We start from the raw sequence: 21,086 nt of genomic DNA, 5'->3' as shown, positions 1-21,086 counted from the left end.
GAACTTGTTTCAGGATCCATTCCTCATCCCACACCGCGTTTGCAATTGCGCGATGGATGCTGAAACAAGTTCAGCATGACGGCGTTGTTGGGGAAACGCGAACTCAGAGAAACCAATGACCCAAATCGTATGGCTCCGCCGAGACCTGCGCCTTGCCGACAATCCTGCGCTCTATCACGCGGCCAAGGCGGGCCCGGTCGTTGCGCTCTACGTCCTCGACGACGAGAGCCCGAAGCACCACGCCTATGGCGGCGCATCGCGCTGGTGGCTGCATCATTCGCTGAAGAGCCTCGGCAAGAGCCTCGAAGCCAAGGGCAGCAAGCTGATCCTGCGGCGCGGGGATGCGGTGGAGGTGTTGACCAGCCTTGCGGCAGAGGTCGGCGCGGCAACCATCCACGCTAACAACCACTACGAACCGTGGTGGCTCAATGCCGAACGCAAGCTGGCAAAGTCGCTCGACCTGCAACTTCACCACGGCAACTACCTGATGCCGCCGGGCAGCATCACCAGCGGCACCGGCGGGCAGTACAAGATCTACACCCCGTTCAGCCGCGCTGTCCGCGCCGCATTCCCGCCGCGCGATGAATTGCCTGCGCCCGAACGGCTCGATGCGCCTGCAAGCTGGCCCGCATCCGATGCCCTCGCGTCATGGAACCTGCTCCCCACCAAGCCCGATTGGTCGGCCGGGATGCGCGACTTCTGGCGAGTCGGCGAAGACGCCGCCCACGCGCGCCTCGCCGCGTGGGAAGCGGACGTTGACGGTTATGACGACAAGCGCAACCTGCCGAGTGTCGACAAGGTCTCGCGCCTCTCGCCTCACCTCCATTTCGGCGAGATTTCGCCGGTGCAAATCTGGCACGCGCTAAAGCATCACCAATCCAAGGGCTGGGAAACCTACGAAGGCGAGCTGATCTGGCGCGACTACTCGCAGAACGCGATCCTGCAATTCCCCGCCTACGCTTCAAAAAACTACCGCGAGGATTTCGACCGCTTCCCGTGGCGCGATCCCGCGAATGACCCTGCCGCCGCGCGCGACCTGAAGGCATGGCAGGAGGGCCGCACCGGCTACCCGATCGTCGATGCCGGGATGCGCCAGCTGTGGCAGACCGGCTGGATGCACAACCGCGTGCGCATGATCACCGCCAGCTTCCTCATCAAGCATCTGCTGATCGACTGGCGCGAGGGCGAAAAGTGGTTCTGGGATACGCTGTGCGATGCCGACTATGCGTCGAACGCCACCAACTGGCAGTGGACCGCGGGGACGGGGGTGGACAGCAACATGTTCAGCCGGATCATGGCGCCGCTCAGCCAGTCCGAGAAGTTCGATGCGGCGCGCTATATTCGCACCTATGTGCCCGAACTGGCGCGAATGGAGGAGCCTTACATCCACGATCCCGAGGAATTCGGGCGCAGGCCCACAGGCTACCCGCGCAAGATTATTCCCCACCGCGAAGCGCGCGAGCGGGCGCTGGCGGCGCTGAAAATGATCAAGCAGGGATAGGGGCTTGCCCGCCAGCCCCGCGCGCGCCTAAACCTCCCGCAACGAAAAGACGAGAGGGTGATATCATGGGCTTGAAGAACGGCATGCTGGCGGGTGCGGCACTGGCCCTGACCTTGGTCATGCCGCTGGGCGGGATTGCGCCGCTCCACGCGCAGACCGCGAAAGATGCTCCCGCGCTGGCGGTTCCGCCGCAATATCCCGAAACGCCTGCCGCCCGGCTCACTCAGCCCCCGGCGCGCGACATGGCCGATCTGCAGGTGCTGTTCTGGACAGATGAGCAGCGCAGTCAGCGGTTCCGCGAAATGGAGCAATGGTTTGCTGGCCACGAAGTGCCCGCCGCCAAGTCGGCGCGCGCGCTGCCCAAGGGCGCACCGCTTAGCCCTGCCTTGCAGACCGAGATCGCCGCGCTGATGCAGTCGAGCAAGACCGCCGGTGTGATGGTGCTCGTCGATGGCAAGGTCGTGCACGAGGAATATGGCCTCGGCCTGGGGCCGAAGGATCGCTGGACCAGCTTTTCGGTTGCCAAGAGCTTCACCTCCACGCTGCTCGGCGCGGCGGTGAAGGACGGGTTCATCGCCAGCCTTGATGATCCGGTGACCAAGTATATCCCGGGCCTCAAGGGTTCGGCCTACGAAGGCGTGACCGTCCGCCAGCTCGCCACCATGACCAGCGGGGTCAAATGGGACGAAAACTACACCGACCCGAACAGCGACGTCGCGCAGATGAACCGCTTCGTGGTCGAATACGGCGCGGAAGCGATCGTCGCGCAGATGAAGGCGCTCCCGCGAGAGGCGGAGCCGGGGGTCAAGTGGGTCTACAAGACCGGCGAGACCAACCTCATCGGTGTGCTGGTCGAGAACGCGGTGGGCCAGCCGCTGGCCGAATATGCCAAGGACAAGATCGTCGATCCGGCGGGCTTTGAAGGCGACCTGTTCTGGATGGTTGATCCGCGCGGTGGGAACATCGGCGGGTGCTGCCTGTCGATCACGCTTGGCGACTATGCCCGCATGGGACTCTTTGCGCTCGAGGGTGGCAAGGGCGTGGTGCCGGAAGGCTGGTTTGCCGAGGCGACCGACAGCGCCGTCGATTTCGGATCAAGCGGCTTCGGCTATGGCTACCAGTGGTGGACCTATCCGCAGGGCACCTATGGCGCGCAAGGCATCTTCGGGCAGGCCATCACCCTGTTCCCCGACAAAGGTGTGGTCGTCGCCTATGTCGGCAACTGGGCCACGGCGAGCGGCGGCCCGGAGCGGGGGCAGTTTCTCGATCTGAGCCGGAAGATCGCGGCAGAGGCGAAGTAAACGCCCCTGCAGCGGTTCAGATCACCTGACGGTAAACCCCGACATTGCTGTAGCGTTGCAGGATGTTGTCGTGGACGATCGGGCTCAGCAGCTCGCTGAATGCACAGCCGACGATGCAATTGTCCCACCACACGACTTCGGCCTGCAGCGATTCGAGACCCGGAAGCGTCAGCCAGCACATCTGGCCTTCGTGCATCCGGTTGATCGAAGCGGCCGAAAAGCCGGAGATCGAAAGATCCTGGACCACACTCTGGAACGCACGGCCACCCGACGCACGCAGGGTAGCGGGGATGGTCAAGCGGGTACGGGGGCTGCACCGGTCTTCCTGCGCAGCAGCGCGGTAGGAATCAGAATTCAGCGGCATCGCTGTCAACCTTGTATCGAAGCCTGCGGTCTCTCGGGGCGAATTGGTCCGCGCAGGGTTTTGCGCCCGGCTTCCTTAAGCGACAGTTAAAAAAATTGGTAAACGACCTTTAGGCAGAGCGCGCCGCGCCCACGTTCAGTCGATCCGTTCGCGGTGCAGAGCGGTGAAACCCTCTACCAGCAGCGCGACAAGCCGGTCGGCGACGACCTCCGGAGCCTTGACGGTCTGCGGGTCCTCGCCGGGATAGGCGCGGGCGCGCATTTCGGTGCGGGTCGCACCCGGATCGACAATGGCGACACGCAAGGGGCTGAGCCGCTCGACCTCGGCGGCATAGGTTTCCAGCAGGTTCTCGAACGCCGCCTTGGTTGAGCTGTAAGCGCCCCAATAGGGCCGGGGCGTGGCGGCGACGCTGCTGGTGAGGCCGATGATCCGTCCGGCTGCCGCACGGCGCAGCAGCGGATCGAAACCGGCAATCAGCGCCTGATTGGCGACGAAGTTGATGAGCAGCGCCTGATTGAACTGCTTGGGCTCCATCTGCGATGCCGGGGTCAGTTCGGGCAGATAGCCGGCGGCCAGCACCATGATGTCAATCGTCGGCCATCGGCCGGCAATCGCGCTGGCGAGGCGGCTGACGGCATCAGGTTCGGTCAGGTCAACCGGCGCGATGGTGGACGTGCCGCCAGCTGCGTGGATTTCATCCTCCACCGCCTCGAGCGCCTTGACCTTGCGGGCCACCAGAATGACGTGCGCACCCGCTGCGGCGAGCGCCTTGGCGGTGGCGGCGCCGATGCCGCGGCTGGCGCCGGTGACAAGCGCGGTCTGGCCGGAAAGCGGCTTTGCAAGTTCGGTCATGACGGGTCAGGCAGCTTTCGGATCGGCAAAGGGAAGTTCGGCGGTCTTCTGTTCGGCCAGCGCCAGATCGGTCAGGCTGGTCGGATAGTCGCCGGTGAAGCAGGCGTCGCAGAATTGCGGGCAGGCCTTGTCGCGCCCCTTCTTGCCAACCGCGCGGTAGAGACCGTCGATCGAGATGAAGGCGAGGCTGTCGGCCTTGATGAACTGCCGCATCGGCTCCAGCTCCATGCGCGCGGCAAGCAGTTTGGAGCGTTCGGGCGTGTCGACACCGTAGAAGCAGGAATGCGCGGTTGGCGGACTGGCAACGCGGAAGTGGACTTCGGCCGCGCCTGCTTCACGCATCATCTCGACGATCTTGAGACTGGTGGTGCCGCGCACGATGGAATCGTCGATCAGCACGATGCGCTTGCCTTCGACGAGGGCGCGGTTGGCATTGTGCTTGCGCTTCACGCTCGAATGGCGCGCGCCGTCCGAAGGCTGGATGAAGGTGCGCCCGACATAGTGCGAGCGGATGATGCCAAGCTCGAAAGGCAGACCCGAAGTTTGCGCAAAGCCGATGGCCGCCGGCACGCCGCTGTCCGGCACAGGCACGACCAGATCGGCTTCGCACGGTGCTTCTAGGGCCAGCTCCATGCCGATTGCCTTGCGCGCTTCGTAAACCGAACGTCCGGCAAAGACCGAATCCGGTCGGCTGAAATAAACATGTTCGAAGATGCAGGGGCGCGGGGCCGGGCTGCCGAAGGGGCGCACCGAACGAATCTCGCCCGCGAAATCGACCAGCACCAGCTCGCCCGGCTCCACTTCGCGGATCACCTCGGCGCCGACCACGTCGAAGGCCACGGTTTCGGAAGCGAACAGAATCGAATCGCCCATCCGACCCATAACCAGCGGCCGGATGCCGAGCGGATCGCGGCAGGCGATCATGCCCTCGGGCGTCATCACGATCAGTGCATAGGCGCCCTCGACCAGACGCAGGGCGTCCACCAGACGGTCGGCAATGGTGGGGTAGCGGCTGGTGGCGACGAGGTGGATGATCACCTCGGTATCGGAGGTCGACTGGAAGATCGATCCCTTGCCGACAAGGTCGGAACGCAGCATCATCGCGTTGGAAATATTGCCGTTATGCGCAACCGCAAAGCCGCCGCTCGCAAGGTCGGCATAGAGCGGCTGGACGTTTCTGAGGCCCGCGCCGCCGGTGGTCGAATAGCGGACGTGGCCTGCCGCCATGTGACCTGGCAGCGAGGAAATCGCTTCCGAACTGGTGAAATTCTCGGCCACATGCCCGAGGCCGCGACGGGCGTAGAATTCCTGACCGTCAAAGCTGACGATTCCGGCCGCTTCCTGTCCGCGGTGCTGGAGGGCATGGAGACCGAGCGCCGTGGTCGCAGCAGCATCGGCCGCCCGGATCACGCCGAAGATTCCGCATTCCTCCCGTAGCTTGTCGCCATCGGCGTCAAGGAAGGGGTGAGTCACGTTGCGTAGTGTCATCGGCATCACCAAACCTGATCGCCCGGACCGTCGGAATCTCGCGTCCTGAGCGCACCGCTCCAATGGCGATGTGACGGATCAATTACAAGGGATAGCGTCGCGGCGGTGCCCGCCTTTTTGCTGACCGGAGTGCGACACGCGCCCGGCGCATCGCGCGGGATTGCGGGCAGTGCGCGCTCGCTCTACAGGCAGCTTTCAGCACATTACGGGCAACCCACACCTCTCATGCTCTCCCCCTTCGAATGGATGATCGCCAAACGCTACCTCTGGCCCGGCAAGGGGGAGGCGTTCATTGCCCTCGTCGCCGGGATTTCGGTTGGAGTGGTGATGCTCTCGGTCGCGATGCTGGTCATCGTGATGAGCGTGATGAACGGCTTTCGCGGCGAGTTGCTCGACAAGATCGTGAACCTCAACGGTCACGCCGTGGTGCAGGCCTATGGCGGCAAGCTGGAAAACTGGCAGAGCCTGCTCGCCAATATCGAGCGTACGCCGGGCGTGGTCGAAGCCTCGCCAATGATCGAAAAGCCGCTGCTGGTCAGCTTCAACGGCAATGTCGAGGCGATCTTCCTGCGCGGGCAGAGCGACAAGGATGTCGCCGCGCTGGGCGAAAAGGTGCTGCTCGGCAACATCAGCGCGCTTCAGGACGGATCGGGGCGCGTGGCCATCGGCAGCCGCCTGGCGCAGAACCTCGGCATCCGCGTCGGCGATACCATCACCATCATCAACCCCGCAGGGCGCACCACGCCGTTCGGCACCACCATCCGCCAATTGCCCTACGAAGTCGGCGCGATCTTTGAGGTCGGCATCTACACCTTCGACGAGAAGTTCGTGATGCTCCCGCTCAAGGACGCGCAGAGCCTGCTGCTGATGGGCGATTCGGTGGCGCAGATCGAAATCACGGTCGATGATCCCGACAAGGTGGGCGAGATCCTCTCGCCGCTGGCCGACAAGCTGACCGGCAAGGCGGTGATCGCCGATTGGAAGACGATGAACTCCGCGCTGTTCGAAGCCTTGCAGGTCGAGCGGGTGGCGATGTTCTTCGCGCTCAGCTTCATGGTGCTGGTGGCGGCCTTCAACATCCTGTCGAGTCTCGTCATGCTGGTGCGCGCCAAGACGCGTGACATCGCGATCATGCGCACCATGGGCGCGACCCGCAGAAGCCTGCTCAAGATCTTCGTGACCACCGGCACCACTGTCGGCGCGATCGGGACGATTGCGGGGCTGCTGCTGGGCGCTATCGTGCTGTTCTTCCGCGAGCCGATCGTCGATTTCATCGCCTTTGCGACCGGTCAGGAAATCTGGGATCCCGAGGTGCGCTTCCTGTCCACCCTGCCTTCGCGCACCGATCCGTGGGAAGTCTTCGGCATCGTCATGCTGGCCCTGACAATGAGCTTCCTGGCGACGCTCTATCCCGCGCTCAAGGCGGCGAACACCGATCCGGTACAGGTGCTGCGTTATGAATAGCCCGCTGATCACTGGCGCGCCCATCGTCGCCCTGAGCGATCTGAAGCGTTCGTTCGAACAGGGCGGGCAGCGCATCGACGTGCTGCGCGGCGTGAACCTCGAGATCAAGCCGGGCGAAATCGTCGCGCTGCTTGGCCCTTCGGGTTCGGGAAAGTCGACAATGCTGCAAGCCGTGGGTCTGCTGGAAGGCGGGTTTGAAGGGTCGATCAGCATTGCCGGGCAGAAGGCCGAACATCTCGCCGGGGACGAGCGAACCGCGCTGCGGCGTGAACATCTCGGCTTCGTCTACCAGTTCCACCACCTGCTCCCCGATTTCGACGCGCGCGAGAATGTGGTGATGCCGCAGATGATCCGCGGCGTGGCGCGCAACGCGGCGGAGGAGCGGGCGGACAGTCTGCTCACAAGCCTCGGGCTGGGCGCGCGTCTGACCCACCGGCCGAGCCAGCTTTCGGGCGGCGAGCAGCAGCGCGTGGCCGTCGCCCGTGCGCTGGCCAACCGGCCCACGCTGGTGCTCGCGGACGAACCGACCGGCAATCTTGACGAACACACAGCCGATGCAGTGCTCGCCCAGTTCCTCGCACTGGTGCGCGGGGAGGGCAGCGCGGCGCTGGTTGCCACCCATAACGAACGCCTTGCCGCGCGGATGGACCGGATCGTCCGCCTGAGGGAAGGCGTCCTGATCTAGGTTGAGCTTCCTTCCGCCGGGCGCCGCACAAGGCAGGCAGGAGGAACCACCCATGACCGATCATCCGAGCACTTTCAAAGGCGATACCGTGCCGTCCGGCGCGCAGGCCTGGGACGATCGCGCCGCGATTGTACCGGCGACGCAGGATGCGCAGCTTTCCGATGGGGGCGTCCCCCTGCTGCGCGGCACTTTTGCCGAAATGATCCGCCACATGGCACAGCTGCCCGATGACGACCGGCAAGGTTATGTCATCCAAAAGGCCGGCGATCGGTCATATGACGCAGATGAAGCGATGGCACTTGCCACTCACCCCGATTTCCCTGCACAAGGTTCCAGCTGACACGACATTCAGCCCGGGGGACCCAGATGCCGACGATTGCCGATTTCACAGTCACCACCAATCGCGGCCAGGAGGTCGACCTCAAGGACAAGCTCGGCACCGTGTTGCTGGTGGTCAACACCGCGAGCAAGTGCGGCTTCACGCCCCAGTATGACGGGCTGGAGAAGCTCTACCAGACCTACAAGGATCGCGGCTTTGAAGTGCTGGGCTTTCCCTGCAACCAGTTCGGCGGGCAGGAGCCGGGCAATGCCGACGAGATCGCCGAGTTCTGCAAGGTCAATTTCGGCGTCACCTTCCCGCTGATGGCGAAGGTGGAAGTCAATGGCGCCCACGCCTCGCCGCTTTATGACTGGCTCAAAACCTCGGCCAAGGGGTTGATGGGCTCCACCTCGATCAAGTGGAACTTCACCAAGTTCCTGATCGGCCGCGATGGCACGGTGGTGAAGCGCTACGGCCCCACCGACGCGCCGGACAAGATCGCCAAGGACATCGAAAAGCTGTTGTGAGCTTATGCGCCGCCCTGTGCACAGGTTAAACCGGCTGCCGCTTTGAGAATCGCCGCGAGTTCCTAAATTGCACAGGATGTCCTTCGCCCCCTTCGTTCCCTTGCGTGTCCTGTCGTCCTATTCGATGCTCGAAGGGGCAATCGACCCGAAGGACATTGCCAAGCTGGCGAAGGAGCGCGGCTATCCCGCCATCGCCATTTGTGACCGCAACGGGCTTTACGGGATCATGGCCTTTGCCGCTGCCTGCAAGGGCGAGGGCGTGCAGCCGATCATCGGCGCGATGCTGGGCGTGGCGCGCGATGACGAGCGCGGCGGGGTGGATTACCTCGCCCTGTTTGCGCAGGATGACGCGGGTTACGACAACCTGTGCCACCTCGTCTCAAGCGCGCACCTTGATCGCCCGCTTGAGCGCGACCCGCATGTCACGCTCGCCGATCTGGAAGGCCGCACCGAAGGGCTGATCGCCCTGACCGGCGCGGGCGAGGGCGGGTTGACGCGGTTGATGGCCGAAGGGCAGCTTGATGCAGGGGCGAAGCTTGCCGAGCGGCTTGAAGCGCTGTTCCCGGGGCGGCTCTACATCGAACTCGCCCGTCACGGCGATCCGGTGTGCGAGCGGGCCGAGGAAGCGCTGATCGACCTTGCCTATGCCCGCGGCCTGCCGCTGGTGGCGACCAACCCCGCCAACTTCGCCGAACCGCATATGCACAAGGCGCATGACGCCATGCTGTGCATCGCCAACTCGACCCAGATCGAGGCGGATGATCGCCCCCGCTCCAACCCGCAAGCCTTCGTGAAGTCGGCGAGCATGATGGAGGAGGCCTTCGCCGACCTCCCCGAAGCGACCGCCAACACGCTGGTGATCGCCCAGCGCTGCGCCTTTGCTCCGCCCTACCGCAAGCCGATCCTGCCCAGCCTTGCGGGCGACCTTTCCGGCGAAGCACGGATGCTGGCAGAGGACTCGCGCGCCGGGCTGGAGGCGCGGTTGGAGGCCTATCCCGATCTCACCGAGGAGGAGCGCAAGGTCTATTTCGACCGGCTCGAATTCGAGATCAATGTCATCGTCAACATGGGTTTTCCCGGCTACTTCCTGATCGTTGCCGACTTCATCAAGTGGGCCAAGGAACAGGGCATTCCGGTGGGGCCGGGGCGCGGGTCGGGCGCAGGCTCGGCGGTGGCGTGGGCACTGACCATCACCGATCTCGATCCGATCCGGCTCGGGCTGCTGTTCGAACGCTTCCTCAACCCCGAACGCGTGTCGATGCCCGACTTCGATATCGACTTCTGCGAAACGCGGCGCGGCGAGGTGATCCGCTACGTCCAGCAGAAATATGGCAGCGATCACGTCGCGCAGATCATCACCTTCGGCAAGCTCAAGGCGCGCGCGGTGTTGCGCGATTGCGGGCGTATTCTGCAGATGAGCTACGGTCAGGTGGACCGCCTCTGCAAGATGGTGCCCAACCACCCCACCGATCCCTGGCCGCTGCCGCGCGCTCTGAACGGCGCGGCGGATTTCAAGCGCGAATACGACACGCAGCCCGAAGTGAAGCGCCTCGTCGATCTCGCGATGCAGCTTGAAGGCCTGCCGCGCAATTCATCGACCCACGCGGCGGGTGTGGTGATCGGCGACAGGCCGCTGGCGCAATTGGTGCCGCTGTATCGCGATCCCCGATCCGATATGCCGGTGACGCAGTTCGACATGAAATATGTCGAATCCAGCGGGTTGGTGAAGTTCGACTTCCTCGGGCTGAAAACGCTGTCGGTGTTGCGCAAGGCGGTCGATCTGCTGGAGGCACGCGGTATCGCGATCGACCTTGGCGCGCTGCCGCTGGACGATGCGCAGGTTTACCACCTCATGCAGGCGGGCAACACGGTGGGCGTGTTCCAGCTGGAATCCGAAGGGATGCGCCGCACGCTGAAGGCGGTGAAGCCGACCAATTTCGGCGACATCATCGCGCTCGTTTCGCTCTACCGCCCCGGCCCGATGGACAACATCCCGCTGTTCGGCCAGCGCAAGGCGGGTCAGGTCGCCATCGAGTATCCGCACGAGAAGCTGGAAGGCATCCTTGCGGAAACCTATGGCATCTTCGTCTATCAGGAACAGGTGATGCAGGCCGCACAGGTGCTGGCCGGTTACTCGCTCGGCGACGCGGACTTGCTGCGCCGCGCGATGGGCAAGAAGGTGCAGGCCGAAATGGACGCCCAGCGCGGGCGCTTTGTCGAGGGCTGCAAGGCCAACTCCGGCATCGAACCCAAGCGCGCCAATGAATTGTTCGACTTGATCGACAAGTTCGCAGGCTACGGCTTCAACAAATCGCACGCCGCCGCCTACGCGCTGCTCGCCTATCAGACCGGCTGGCTGAAGGCCCATTACCCCGAGGAATTCTACGCCGCGTCCATGTGCTTCGACATGCACCAGTCGGAAAAGCTCAACGTCTTTGTCGACGACGCGCGGCGTTATCCCAATGGTCACGGCGGCGTGGCGGTCCTGCCGCCCTGCATCAACGCCAGCGAAGCCGAGTTCACCGTCGAGCAGACGGACGAGGGTTACGCGGTGCGCTATGCGCTCGCGGGGATCCGCAATGTCGGCGAAAAGGCGATGGACGCGATCGTTGCCGAGCGGGGCGCGAATGGGGCTTTTGCCAGCCTCAAGGACCTGTTCGAGCGGCTGCCGCAGGGCACGATGAACCGTCGCCAGCTGGAAGGCCTGATCTGCGCGGGGGCGTTTGACGGGCTCGAGCCTGACCGTGCCTTGCTGTTCGCCAACGCCGACATGCTGATGGCGGTCGCCGATGCGGCGATCCGCGAACGGTCAAGCGGGCAGGTGGGCCTGTTCGGCGGCGATGCCGGGCCTGCCGAAGAGCTCCGTCTCCAACCGACCGATCCGTGGAGCCGAACCGAGCGGATGGCCAAGGAACGCGAGAACTTCGGCTTCTATTTCTCCGCCCACCCGGTGCAGCAATACCGCGATGTCGCCTCGGCCAATGGCGCGCGGACCTATCAAAGCCTGATGGAAGCGGGCGCGCCTGTTGGTGGGAAAGGATCGGCGGTGATGGCGGTGCTGGTCGAAGGGATCACCAAAGCCCGTACCCGTAAGGGCGGCACTTTCGTGCGTGCGGACTTCTCGGACGCCTCGGGCCAGTTTTCCGCAGCCTGCTTCGAAGAGGCGCTTGTCCCCGATTTCGAGCGCTGGGCGCAGACCGGGGAATGCCTGCTGCTGACGGTCGAGCTTGATTCTCCCAACCCGGATGAACCCCCACGGCTGACGGTGCGCGGCGCGCGGCCGCTGGCGGCCGTCAGCGGGACAACCGCGATGGAGTTAAGCGCCGAGATCGCCACAATCGAAGCCCTGCGTGAACTCCAGATCGAACTGCAAGCCGCGCAGGGCGACCGGCCGGTCGGTGCGGGGGAAGTCGTGGTTCAGATCAGCCTGGCCGATGGGGGGCAGGTGCAGCTGCGGCTCGGGCGGAATTTCGTGCTGACGGGTGAACTGGCCGAACGGCTCGCCGCAGTCGACGGGATTGCGAAGGTATCGCTCGTCCCGCTCAAGAAGCGCGGCAACCTGCGGCTGGTAGCCTAGGCCCCAAAGCAAAGGGGCCGGATTGCTCCGGCCCCTCGCTTGGTCGTTACTTGGCGTGAAGCCTTACATGCCCGAACCCGGGCCGTAGGTCACTTCCACGCGGCGGTTCTGCGCCTCGCGGACGCCGTCAGCGGTCGGCACGCGCGGCTGGCTTTCGCCGAACGCTTCGCCCGAGATCTGACCGGCAGGAACGCCGCGCGATGTCATGTAGCTGCGCACGGCGCCATTGCGGCGCTCGGCCAGCGCCATGTTGTACTGCGCGCCGCCCGAGCTGTCCGTGTGGCCAGCCAGCATCACGCGCGCCGTGCCGCAATTGGCATAGGCGGTGACCGCGTTGTTGAGGATGCTCGAGGCTTCGGGGCTGATGTCAGACCGGTCGAAATCGAAGAACACGATGTACGGGCCGGTGTTGCAGGCGGGACGCGGCGGCGGCGGCGGTGCAACCGGACGCGGCGGCGGGGGTGCCATCACCGGCGGGGGCGGAGGAGGAGCCATGACCGGTGCCGGCTCGGGCTGTGCGCGACCGCCAAAGTTGTAGGTCAGGCTCGCCAGCACCGAATGCGCCGAATAATCGGCGGTCAGGCCGCGGCCATTGGCTGCCTGGAAGTCGAAATTGTCGGCCACGAAATAGCGGTACTTGACCCCGAGATCGACATTGTCGGTGACGGCCAGCCTTACGCCGCCAATCAGCTGCCAGGCAAAATCGGTCGCCTTGTCATCGATCACCGTGCCGACGGTCGGCACATTGACCGGAAGCTCCATCCGGGCAACGCCAACGCCGCCGCCGCCAAAGATCTGGAACCCGTCATCGCTGCCGAATTCGACCATGGCGTTGACCATGCCGCTCCAGATTTCGAGATCGCTCTCGTTTTGCACCAGAGTGCCCGGGGGAACGGTGATGCCGCCCGGCAGGATTGCGGAGTTCAGCACTTGCAAGCTTTCGTAGCCTGCGCGCTTGTAGCCGCCTTCTGCTTCAAGCCGGAACGGGCCGAAGTCGTAGCCGATGACCAGATCGCCATCGATGCCGAGATTGGTGTTTGCGATGGCGGCAGTCTGGACCGGCCCGACTTCTTCGCCGCTATCGATGTTGATCCGCACCTGGTCGTCCAAGATGACGCCGCCGTTGATGCCGATATAGGGTTGTCCCTCGCGTGCGTGGGCAGGCACAGCGATAATCATCGCCGCGCCAGCCATCAGAAATGCTGTATTCTTCATTGGTCTTATCCCTCGAAAGTGGACGCCCCGTGCTGAGCTAAAGCCGCTCTGTGCCAGTGTGGTGACACTGCATTCTGCAAGCGGCAGGGGGGGTAGCCTCGGCAAAGGGAAATTGTTTCATCGCATTACGATGAAACGTGGCGACCATTGGGCGAACCGATTGCCAAGGCGCGCGGCCGAAGGCATGAACATGGCTTCACGCCGTGTGAGAGACGGCGCATCGTGATCGCAAAGGGAGAGATAAAGACAATGGCCGGAACCAGGCTCGGGGCAATGCAGGACTGGACGATGCGGGTCACCGCTGTGATCGATCATGCCGCGCGCGAGGCACCGACGCGCGAGATCGTCAGCCGGTGGGCCGATGGCGCCGAAACGCGCACCGACTGGGCGGGCATCCGCCGCGACGCGCTGAAGATGGCGCAGGCGCTTCAGCGGCTCGGCCTGAAGCCGGGTGACAAGGTTGCGAGCCTTGCCATGAACCATTCGCGCCACCTCGTCAGCTGGTATGGCGTTGCAGGCATGGGCGGGGTGCTCCACACGGTGAACCCGCGCCTGTTCGACGACCAGCTCGAATATATCGTCAACCACGCCGAGGATCGCGTGATGTGTTACGATGCGGCGTTCCAGCCGATTGTCGACCGCATGAAGAGCCGCTGGCCAACGGTCGAACATTACATCTGCTATGATAGCGGTGCGAATGCTCCCGCCTTCGAGGACTGGATCGGCGCCGAGGATGGCGATTTCGAATGGGTGACGGGGCCGGAAACCGACCCCTGCATGATCTGCTACACCAGCGGCACGACCGGCAATCCCAAGGGCGTGCAATACGAGCATCGCTCGACCGTGCTCCACGCCATGGCGGGCCTGCAAACGGCGGCGTTCAACTTTTCGAGCGCCTCGGTGATGCTGCCGGTTGTCCCGATGTTCCACGCGGCCAGCTGGGGCTTGCCCTATGCTGGTGCGATGGCGGGGATCAAGTTCGTGTTCTCGGCGGTGAATGATCCGGCGGTGCTCCACGATCTGATGCTGCGCGAGCGCGTGACCGATTCTGCGGGTGTGCCGACCGTCTGGCTGGCGCATTTCCAGTATTGCGACGCCAACGGGATCGACCTGCCGCCGCTCAAGGCTGCAACCATCGGCGGATCGGCCGCACCCAGGTTCATGATCGAGCGTCTGCTGCGGAACGGCACCCGCGTCCAGCACGCCTGGGGCATGACCGAGACTTCGCCGATCGGCACGCTCGGTGGCCCGACCTGGGACTGGGATACGCTCACCCTGGAAGAGAAGATCGAGAAGACCGCGATGCAGGGCCGCCCGATCTTCGGCGTCCAGCTGCGCACGGTGGACCTGTCTGACATGACCACCGAACTGCCGCGCGATGGCAAGACCAGCGGCGCGCTCCAGATCCGCGGCCCGTGGGTGATCCGGCGCTATTTCAAGGCGGAGCAGGATGCGACCAACAACGACGGCTGGTTCGATACCGGCGATGTCGGCATCCTCCACCCTGACGGCACGCTCCAGCTGACCGACCGGACCAAGGACGTGATCAAATCGGGCGGCGAGTGGATCAGTTCGGTCGAGCTGGAAAATGCCGCTTGCGGCCATCCCGCTGTGGCCGAGGCGGCTTGCATCGGAATCTTCCACCCCAAGTGGGACGAGCGCCCGGTGCTGTTCGTGGTCAAGAAGGCTGGAGCCGAGGTGACTGCCGACGACATTGTCGAACACCTCAAGCCGCAGATCGCCAAGTGGTGGCTGCCCGATGCGGTCGAATTCGTCGACGACATCCCGCACACCGCCACCGGCAAGATCAGCAAGAAAGACCTGCGTGACCGCTTTGCGGACTACACGCTTGGCTGACCTCGTGATCCGGCCTGCGCGAGAGGATGACGCGCAGGCCGTTTGCGACATCTATGCATGGCACGTCGCCAACGGCACGGGGACCTTTGACACGGTCGCACCGATAGCGCGGGAGTGGGCCGAAAAGATCGCGCACTTTGCCGTGCAGGGGTGGCCGTTCCTGATTGCCGAGCGGGACAGCACGATCCTCGGCTATGCCTATGCCGCGCGGTTCCGCGAGCGTGCCGCCTATGCGGCGACGTGCGAGGACAGCATTTACATCGCGCCTGATGCGCGCGGGGGCCGGATCGGGTCGGCCCTGCTCCCCGCGTTGATCGATGCGGCGCGGGCATGCGGGTTCGAGCAGATGATTGCGGTGGCGGGCGGCGGCGAGCCTGCCTCGGTCGCGCTTCACGGCAAGTGCGGCTTCGAACACGCGGGCCGCTTGCGCAATGTCGGCCGCAAATTCGGCCGCGTGCTCGACACCGTCTACATGCAGCGAAACCTCATGGAGGAGGATGACGCCTTATGACCTGCGAGACTTACATCGACCCGTCGCCCGCCAACTTTCAGGCCTTCAAGGACCTGCCGCGCGATACGCCGATCAACATGCTCAACCTGCTGCTGTACCGCGATGTGGCGGAATATCCCGAAGGCCACGAACATGCAGGCAAGGGTTGGAGCGGGCAGCGCGCCTACGAGGAATACGGCAAAACCAGCGGCCCGATCTTCCAGCGAGTCGGCGGCAGCATTCTGTGGCGCGGGAGCTTCCAGACGGTCGTGACAGGGCCGGAGGGTGAACGCTGGCACGATGGGTTCGTGGCGCAGTATCCGAATGCCGGGGCGTTCTTCGAAATGATCAAGGATCCGGAATACCGGAAAGCGGTCGTCAACCGCACCGCCGCGCTGGTCGACAGCCGCCTGATCCGGTTTGCTCCGGGTGAGGCCGGGGAGGGCTTCGGGTAATCCCGAGGCCCCCCGACAGCGTCACTCGCCGTAGAGATAGCTGAAAAACTCGGTGACCGATGCGAACCACAGGCCGATCTGCCTGCTGTAATTGGCGCGGGTGATGCCGCCATCCGAAATGATAAACATCCGCACCGAGATCGTGCCGTCCGGATCAATATAGGCGCGGCCGAAATTCTCTTTGTAATTATAGGTGTTGATCGCATCCCCTATCTGCTCGGGCGTCTGGAGGTCATCAGGCGTGAAGGTTGCGAGCAACGAGGAGCCGATGCACTTCGTCTTGAGCTTGTCGTCCTCGCAGGCGAGCAGCAGCGCATCTGCGTTGACGCCTCCGTTGAAGGTGAAATCGATGCGCTGGCTGACCGTGTCGGTGGCGGTGATGGTTGCGCCTGCTTCGCGCAGCGCGCTTTCCAGATCGGCGCGGGTAAAGTGCTGCATTGTCTGCGCGGTTTGGGCATGAGCGGCACTGCCGAGGCACGTGATCGCAGCAGCGGCGGCAAGAATCTTCGAACGCATATTTCCCCCTTTGGACTCGGCCCTCAACATTCGCATAATCACAGCAACCGCAATTGCCCACCCACCTCCGGCGCGCAGAACCGCGAGCAATCCAGCTCGAACCTCGCCTTCCCGATCCCGGCCCGCTTGCATGCCACCTTGAACCGCGCGCGGATCAGGTCGGGCCAGACGCCTTGCGGGTTGAAGCGGCTGTGGAAGTTGGGATCATTGTCACGGCCCCCGCGCATCTCGCGCACAATCCCCATCACTTTGGCGGCGCGGTCGGGGTAGTGGACTGCCAGCCACTCGCGGAACAGCGGCGCGACTTCGTGAGGGAGGCGCAGGGGAATCCAGTTGACGCTCTTAACGCCCAGTTCGGCAATGCGGGCGATGATGTCTTCGATAAACTCATCGGTGATCGCCGGGATGATGGGGGAGATCGAGGAATGCACAGGCACGCCAAGCCCCACCAGTTTCTCCAGCGCTACCAAGCGTTTGGCAGGCGCAGCGCAGCGCGGTTCCAGCTTGCCTGACAGCGCCGGATCAAGCGTGGTCACCGAAATCGACACCGCCACCAGCTTCTCCCGCGCCAGTGCCTCCAGCAGGTCAGCGTCATCGAGCAACCGGTCGGACTTGGTCGTGATGGTGACGGGGTGCCGCGTTTCGAGGCACACTTCGAGGATTGCACGGGTGATCCGGTAGTCACGCTCGATCGGCTGGTAGGGATCGGTGTTGGTTCCCATTGCAATGGGTTTCGGCTGATAACCTTTCTTCGCCAATGTCTTGCGCAGCAGTTCGGCGGCGTCGGGCTTGGCGAAAAGCTTGGTCTCGAAGTCCAATCCGGGTGAGAGGTCGTGATAGGCGTGGGTGGGGCGCGCGAAGCAATAGACGCAGCCATGCTCGCAGCCGCGATAGGCGTTGATCGAGCGGTCGAAGGGCACATCGGGCGACTGGTTGAAGGTGAGGATCGACTTGGGCCGCTCCTCGATCACCGTCGTGCGCAGTTTGACCGGGGGTCCGTCGAGCGTTTCCACATAGTCCCGCCAGTCGCCATCGACTTCGCGCTCCGCCAACCCGAAGCGGGTGGGGACTGATGCCGATTGTGCGCCGCGACCTTTGACCGGAGAATGTTTCACGTGGAACATTTACGGAACAAAAGGCGGCTTGCCAAGGCAAAACGGCCTCGCAATACGGGGTCAAAGCTGGGCTAGGGGGGTCTGGAGGGGGTCTAGAGAGGGGCTGGCGCGGACAAACCGTGCACTATGCCGCCCCAGGTCCCGGCTTTCACCGGGATGACGAAGGGAAGATCAGACTTCCTTCAATCGCGGCATCAGCTCGACGAAGTTGCAGGGCCGGTTGCGGCTGTCCAGCTGCTCGGCCAGAATCCCGTCCCAGCCGTCCTTCACCGCGCCGTTCGATCCGGGCAGGCAGAAGATATACGTCCCCCGCGCCACCACCGCGCAGGCGCGGGACTGGACGGTGCTGGTGCCGATGGACTTGAAGCTGAGCCAGCGGAACAGCTCGCCAAAGCCGGGAATGTCGCGGGCACCTGCGATCATGGCCAGCGCTTCGGGGGTGACGTCGCGGCCGGTCAGGCCTGTGCCGCCGGTGCTGACCACCGCGTCTATGGCGGGATCGTCGATCCACGCCTCGAACTGAGCGGCGAGCAAAGCCGCGTCATCCTTCACGATCACGCGGGCGGCCAGAGTATGCCCCGCAGCGGTCACCCGCTCAGCCAGAATATCGCCCGAGGTGTCCGTCTCCGGCGTGCGGGTGTCGGATACGGTCAGGACGGCAATGTTGATCGGCTTGAAGGTCCGCGTCTCGTCAATCGCCACTCTGTCCGCTCCCTATGGCTCCAGCCTTGCGGAGCGCATAGCAGCCTGCGGAAACTCCGGCCAGCGGCCTTGGGCAAGCGCGCGGCGGCTGGGCGATTGCACCCCGGCGGCGCGCTCATACATCCAGTAATTGCGCATCACGATCGCGACATAGCCGCGCGTTTCCCAATAGGGGATCGATTCCATCCAGAGCAGCGGATCGTTCTGGTCGTTGATCTCGCTGTTCCAGCGCCCGACCGGTGTGAGGCCCGCGTTGTAGGCCGCCATGATCTTGGGCAGCGCGCCGCCGGTCGCCGGGCTGTCACGCAGCATTTCCAGATGGCGCTGGCCATAGGCGAGGTTGACCTGCGGATCATTCAAGTCCTCGTAGCTCGCGCCGAGGCTGAGGCGGCCCGAATGATCGCGCGCGGTGCCGGGCATGATCTGCATCAGCCCGCGGGCATTGGCAGGGCTGACCGCGGCAGCGCGGAAGTTCGATTCCTGCAGCGCATGGGCAAAGGCCAGCGCCGGATCGACCTGCCAACCGCCAACCGGCTGCCAATGGGCGACGGGGAAGCGCAGCGAAGGATCGCTGGTGGTGCCATAGGGCGCGTTGTGCGCCATGAACAATTGGGTCGAGGGCAGGCCAAGTTCCCGCGCAAGACGCGACAGGGCGCTGAACTGGTAAGCGGGCCCGATCTTGGCCTCGTAACGCAGCACTTCGTCCGCCAGTGCGGGGCGGCCGATCTCCATCAGCGCCGTCGCCACGCGGACGTTGCTGCGCTGCGAAAGCTGGGCCCAGTCGTCGCGGGTCATGGGGACCGGCGCGGCATGGGCGGGCAGTTCGATGCCGAGCTGGTCGGCGGCGAGCATCCCGTACAGCGTTTCGTGCATCTGGGCCGCTGCGCTGAGATGGTGCTGCGCCTGCCCCGGCTCGCGGCAGCGCACCGCGGCGCGCGATGCCCAGTAATGCCCGGCGGCGGCAAGCTCGACATTGGAAGCGCGGTCGGCAACCCTTCCGAAGGCCTCGCTGGCGAGCTGACAATAGCCCATCCGCCATGATGCGAGCCCTTCGACCCAAGCGCCCTCGGCCACCCATTCGCCCGAGCCTTCGGCCACGGTGCGCGCCAGTTCCAGCGCGGCCACATCATTGTTCTCGATATAGTGGCTCCAGGATACACGCTGGCGCCATTCGGCACGGGCGTCGCTGGACAGCATCGGATCAATCTCGGCGAGCAGGCGCTGGGCCTCAGTGGGGTTATCGGCCTTGATCGCTTCGAGAATGGCGCTCGCGGTGGCAGATGGCATGGTGCCATCATTCACGCTGCGCGGGAGAATGCGCTTGGGCGCGTAGGGCTGGCGCGCAAAGCCCTGTTCGCCGGGCAGGGCAGGGAGCGCGGTCATGCCGCGCTTGGCGCCCATGCGGGCGAGCTGATCGGCCTGCGGCAGTTCGACGCCAGCGGCGAACCATGCAGCGATCTGCTCGGCGGAGACCTTGGGGCTTTTGGCGTGGGTGTAATATTCGGCGAGCGCCGCCTGGGTCAGCACGCCATCAGGGCGCTGGGCGAGCAGGCTTTCGACAGTGCTCCATTGCTCGGTATCGATCGCGGCGAACAGCTGGCGGTAGAGGGCGCGTTCTTCGGCCGTGAGAACCGTGCCGACCACGCGTTCGCTGGCGCTTGCCCCGTTCCAGCGGGCCACCAGATCGCCCGCTTGCGCCGCGGCAGGCGCGTGGAGCCCGGCCACCGCCAGCACCACCGCCGCCAGCGCCGTGCCTGCGCGCATCAGTTTATGGCCGACCATTCCATCCATCTCCGCCAGAACCGGGCCTTGAGCCGGGGCATTTCCATGAGGGCATCGAGCGTCTCGCTCGCGATTGCCGGAGTATTGCGACCGGCATGGTTAATTTCACGTAATGGCTGGTCAGGCGACGCGCCGAGCATCGCGGCAAGGCCGTTGCCCATGGCAAGCACGCAGGCCGGAGCGACCAGACCGACATGATGCACCGTCACCGCATCCATCCCGCCCGCCGCCAGCGCGCCGAGATCCGCCATCGGGGTGTGCGAGGGAAGTGCTGAGGCAATGTAGACCGCGTCGCCATCAAGACCCATCGCGGCGAGGATATTGTCGAGGAGACGCCCCTGCGGGCCGGACAGCAGCCGATCACTGTCCTGCGGCTCAGGGTGGGGGACCAGCACCATCAGCGCCGCACCTTCCGGCCCGCGCGGCATAATCCGGGCAAAGCTGCGCGCCGTGTCGAGATCAGGAGCTTCCATCCACCATTGCTGGAAGGCGGCAAGATTGGCGGGCGGCGAATCGCCGAGTAGAGCGCGGCGCGGGACTGTCGGCGCTTCCGCAGCGACGGGCGAAACGGGTGCGCTGAGGAGTTTGCTTTGGCCGCCTGCTGCTGGCGTTGCAGAGGGTTTGCGCGGCGCTGCGGCACTGCCTCCGTTTGCCGCCGGAGCTTTATCCAGAGGCTTGTCGGCCAACCACGCCGTAGCGTCATCGGTGAAGTCGCAATCGACCCCCGCCGCCTGCCACCAGGCAAGCGCCGCCTCGAATTCTCGCGCTAAGGTCAGGTCCGGGCGGCTCATGGCTGGGTCATGCTATCTAACGCGGGTCTTGACTGTCCCCGCCCCCGTTAGCAAGTGAACGGATGAAGCATATCGTCAGGCTGTG

The 21,086-nt window shown here is 64.5% G+C and carries 19 protein-coding genes; 10 read left to right on the top strand and 9 right to left on the bottom strand.

The genetic code is table 11. From position 1 onward, the window contains the following. Positions 1-115: 115 nt before the first annotated feature. Together KVF90_RS12580 and KVF90_RS12575 are read left to right on the top strand one after the other, a co-directional pair. Complete coding sequence (locus tag KVF90_RS12580) at positions 116-1,501, top strand: cryptochrome/photolyase family protein (protein ID WP_264391921.1); 1,386 nt, start codon at positions 116-118, stop codon at positions 1,499-1,501. 65 nt (positions 1,502-1,566) lie between these two features. Then, the gene (locus tag KVF90_RS12575; protein ID WP_264391920.1) at positions 1,567-2,802 is read left to right on the top strand and encodes a serine hydrolase domain-containing protein; all 1,236 of its coding nucleotides are present in this window, start codon (positions 1,567-1,569) and stop codon (positions 2,800-2,802) included. Between the two features lie 16 nt (positions 2,803-2,818). Here KVF90_RS12575 and KVF90_RS12570 read toward each other — a convergent pair whose 3' ends face one another. From KVF90_RS12570 to purF, 3 genes are all read right to left on the bottom strand, one after another. Continuing rightward, positions 2,819-3,166: a PilZ domain-containing protein gene (locus KVF90_RS12570; protein ID WP_264391919.1), complete on the bottom strand. Its 348-nt coding sequence runs from the start codon at positions 3,164-3,166 to the stop codon at positions 2,819-2,821. 135 nt (positions 3,167-3,301) lie between these two features. Continuing rightward, entirely contained in the window at positions 3,302-4,018 is a 717-nt protein-coding gene (locus KVF90_RS12565; protein WP_264391918.1) for an SDR family NAD(P)-dependent oxidoreductase, read from the bottom strand. Between the two features lie 6 nt (positions 4,019-4,024). Then, complete coding sequence (purF, locus tag KVF90_RS12560) at positions 4,025-5,512, bottom strand: amidophosphoribosyltransferase (protein WP_264391917.1); 1,488 nt, start codon at positions 5,510-5,512, stop codon at positions 4,025-4,027. 219 nt (positions 5,513-5,731) lie between these two features. Between purF and KVF90_RS12555 the strand changes: the two genes are divergently transcribed. From KVF90_RS12555 to dnaE, 5 genes are all read left to right on the top strand, one after another. Next, on the top strand, positions 5,732-6,970 hold the full coding sequence (locus tag KVF90_RS12555; RefSeq protein ID WP_264391916.1) for a lipoprotein-releasing ABC transporter permease subunit: 1,239 nt from the start codon (positions 5,732-5,734) through the stop codon (positions 6,968-6,970). After that, complete coding sequence (locus KVF90_RS12550) at positions 6,963-7,655, top strand: ABC transporter ATP-binding protein (RefSeq protein WP_264391915.1); 693 nt, start codon at positions 6,963-6,965, stop codon at positions 7,653-7,655. Before KVF90_RS12555 ends, KVF90_RS12550 begins: the two co-directional genes overlap by 8 nt. Before the next feature lie 52 nt (positions 7,656-7,707). After that, on the top strand, positions 7,708-7,995 hold the full coding sequence (locus tag KVF90_RS12545) for a hypothetical protein (RefSeq protein WP_264391914.1): 288 nt from the start codon (positions 7,708-7,710) through the stop codon (positions 7,993-7,995). A 26-nt stretch (positions 7,996-8,021) separates the two neighbouring features. Further along, positions 8,022-8,501: a glutathione peroxidase gene (locus KVF90_RS12540; RefSeq protein WP_264391913.1), complete on the top strand. Its 480-nt coding sequence runs from the start codon at positions 8,022-8,024 to the stop codon at positions 8,499-8,501. 76 nt (positions 8,502-8,577) lie between these two features. Continuing rightward, positions 8,578-12,078: a DNA polymerase III subunit alpha gene (dnaE, locus tag KVF90_RS12535; RefSeq protein WP_264391912.1), complete on the top strand. Its 3,501-nt coding sequence runs from the start codon at positions 8,578-8,580 to the stop codon at positions 12,076-12,078. 63 nt (positions 12,079-12,141) lie between these two features. On the opposite strand, the gene KVF90_RS12530 is transcribed toward dnaE, so the two are convergent. Further along, positions 12,142-13,293, bottom strand: a complete 1,152-nt coding sequence (locus KVF90_RS12530) for an OmpA family protein (protein ID WP_264391911.1) — start codon at positions 13,291-13,293, stop codon at positions 12,142-12,144. Positions 13,294-13,542: 249 nt separating this feature from the next. Here KVF90_RS12530 and KVF90_RS12525 point away from each other — a divergent pair, with 249 nt between their 5' ends. From KVF90_RS12525 to KVF90_RS12515, 3 genes are read left to right on the top strand one after another with little or no spacing between them, the layout of a single operon-like run. Then, positions 13,543-15,150, top strand: a complete 1,608-nt coding sequence (locus KVF90_RS12525; RefSeq protein WP_264391910.1) for a long-chain fatty acid--CoA ligase — start codon at positions 13,543-13,545, stop codon at positions 15,148-15,150. Continuing rightward, positions 15,143-15,661 (top strand): GNAT family N-acetyltransferase, encoded by a 519-nt coding sequence (locus KVF90_RS12520; RefSeq protein ID WP_264391909.1) that lies wholly within the window; start codon positions 15,143-15,145, stop codon positions 15,659-15,661. The genes KVF90_RS12525 and KVF90_RS12520 overlap by 8 nt, the downstream gene beginning before the upstream one ends. Beyond that, positions 15,658-16,095 carry a DUF1330 domain-containing protein gene (locus KVF90_RS12515; protein WP_264391908.1) on the top strand — a complete coding sequence of 146 codons (438 nt, stop codon included), beginning with the start codon at positions 15,658-15,660 and terminating at the stop codon, positions 16,093-16,095. Before KVF90_RS12520 ends, KVF90_RS12515 begins: the two co-directional genes overlap by 4 nt. Positions 16,096-16,116: 21 nt before the next feature. Here the strand turns inward: KVF90_RS12515 and KVF90_RS12510 are convergent, their stop codons facing one another. From KVF90_RS12510 to KVF90_RS12490, 5 genes are all read right to left on the bottom strand, one after another. Further along, positions 16,117-16,611, bottom strand: a complete 495-nt coding sequence (locus tag KVF90_RS12510; RefSeq protein ID WP_264391907.1) for a YbjN domain-containing protein — start codon at positions 16,609-16,611, stop codon at positions 16,117-16,119. Between the two features lie 38 nt (positions 16,612-16,649). After that, positions 16,650-17,735: a PA0069 family radical SAM protein gene (locus KVF90_RS12505; RefSeq protein ID WP_264391906.1), complete on the bottom strand. Its 1,086-nt coding sequence runs from the start codon at positions 17,733-17,735 to the stop codon at positions 16,650-16,652. A gap of 162 nt (positions 17,736-17,897) precedes the next feature. After that, a complete protein-coding gene (moaB, locus tag KVF90_RS12500; protein WP_264391905.1) occupies positions 17,898-18,428 on the bottom strand; it encodes a molybdenum cofactor biosynthesis protein B in 531 nt (176 codons plus the stop codon). Positions 18,429-18,440: 12 nt separating this feature from the next. Then, positions 18,441-20,210 (bottom strand): lytic transglycosylase domain-containing protein, encoded by a 1,770-nt coding sequence (locus KVF90_RS12495; protein WP_264391904.1) that lies wholly within the window; start codon positions 20,208-20,210, stop codon positions 18,441-18,443. Continuing rightward, complete coding sequence (locus KVF90_RS12490; RefSeq protein ID WP_264391903.1) at positions 20,192-21,001, bottom strand: hypothetical protein; 810 nt, start codon at positions 20,999-21,001, stop codon at positions 20,192-20,194. The genes KVF90_RS12495 and KVF90_RS12490 overlap by 19 nt, the downstream gene beginning before the upstream one ends. Positions 21,002-21,086: the final 85 nt, after the last annotated feature.

It is taken from the genome of Porphyrobacter sp. ULC335 (assembly GCF_025917005.1).
Lineage (GTDB): Bacteria > Pseudomonadota > Alphaproteobacteria > Sphingomonadales > Sphingomonadaceae > Erythrobacter.
This window is presented reverse-complemented; position numbering and strand designations above follow the sequence as displayed.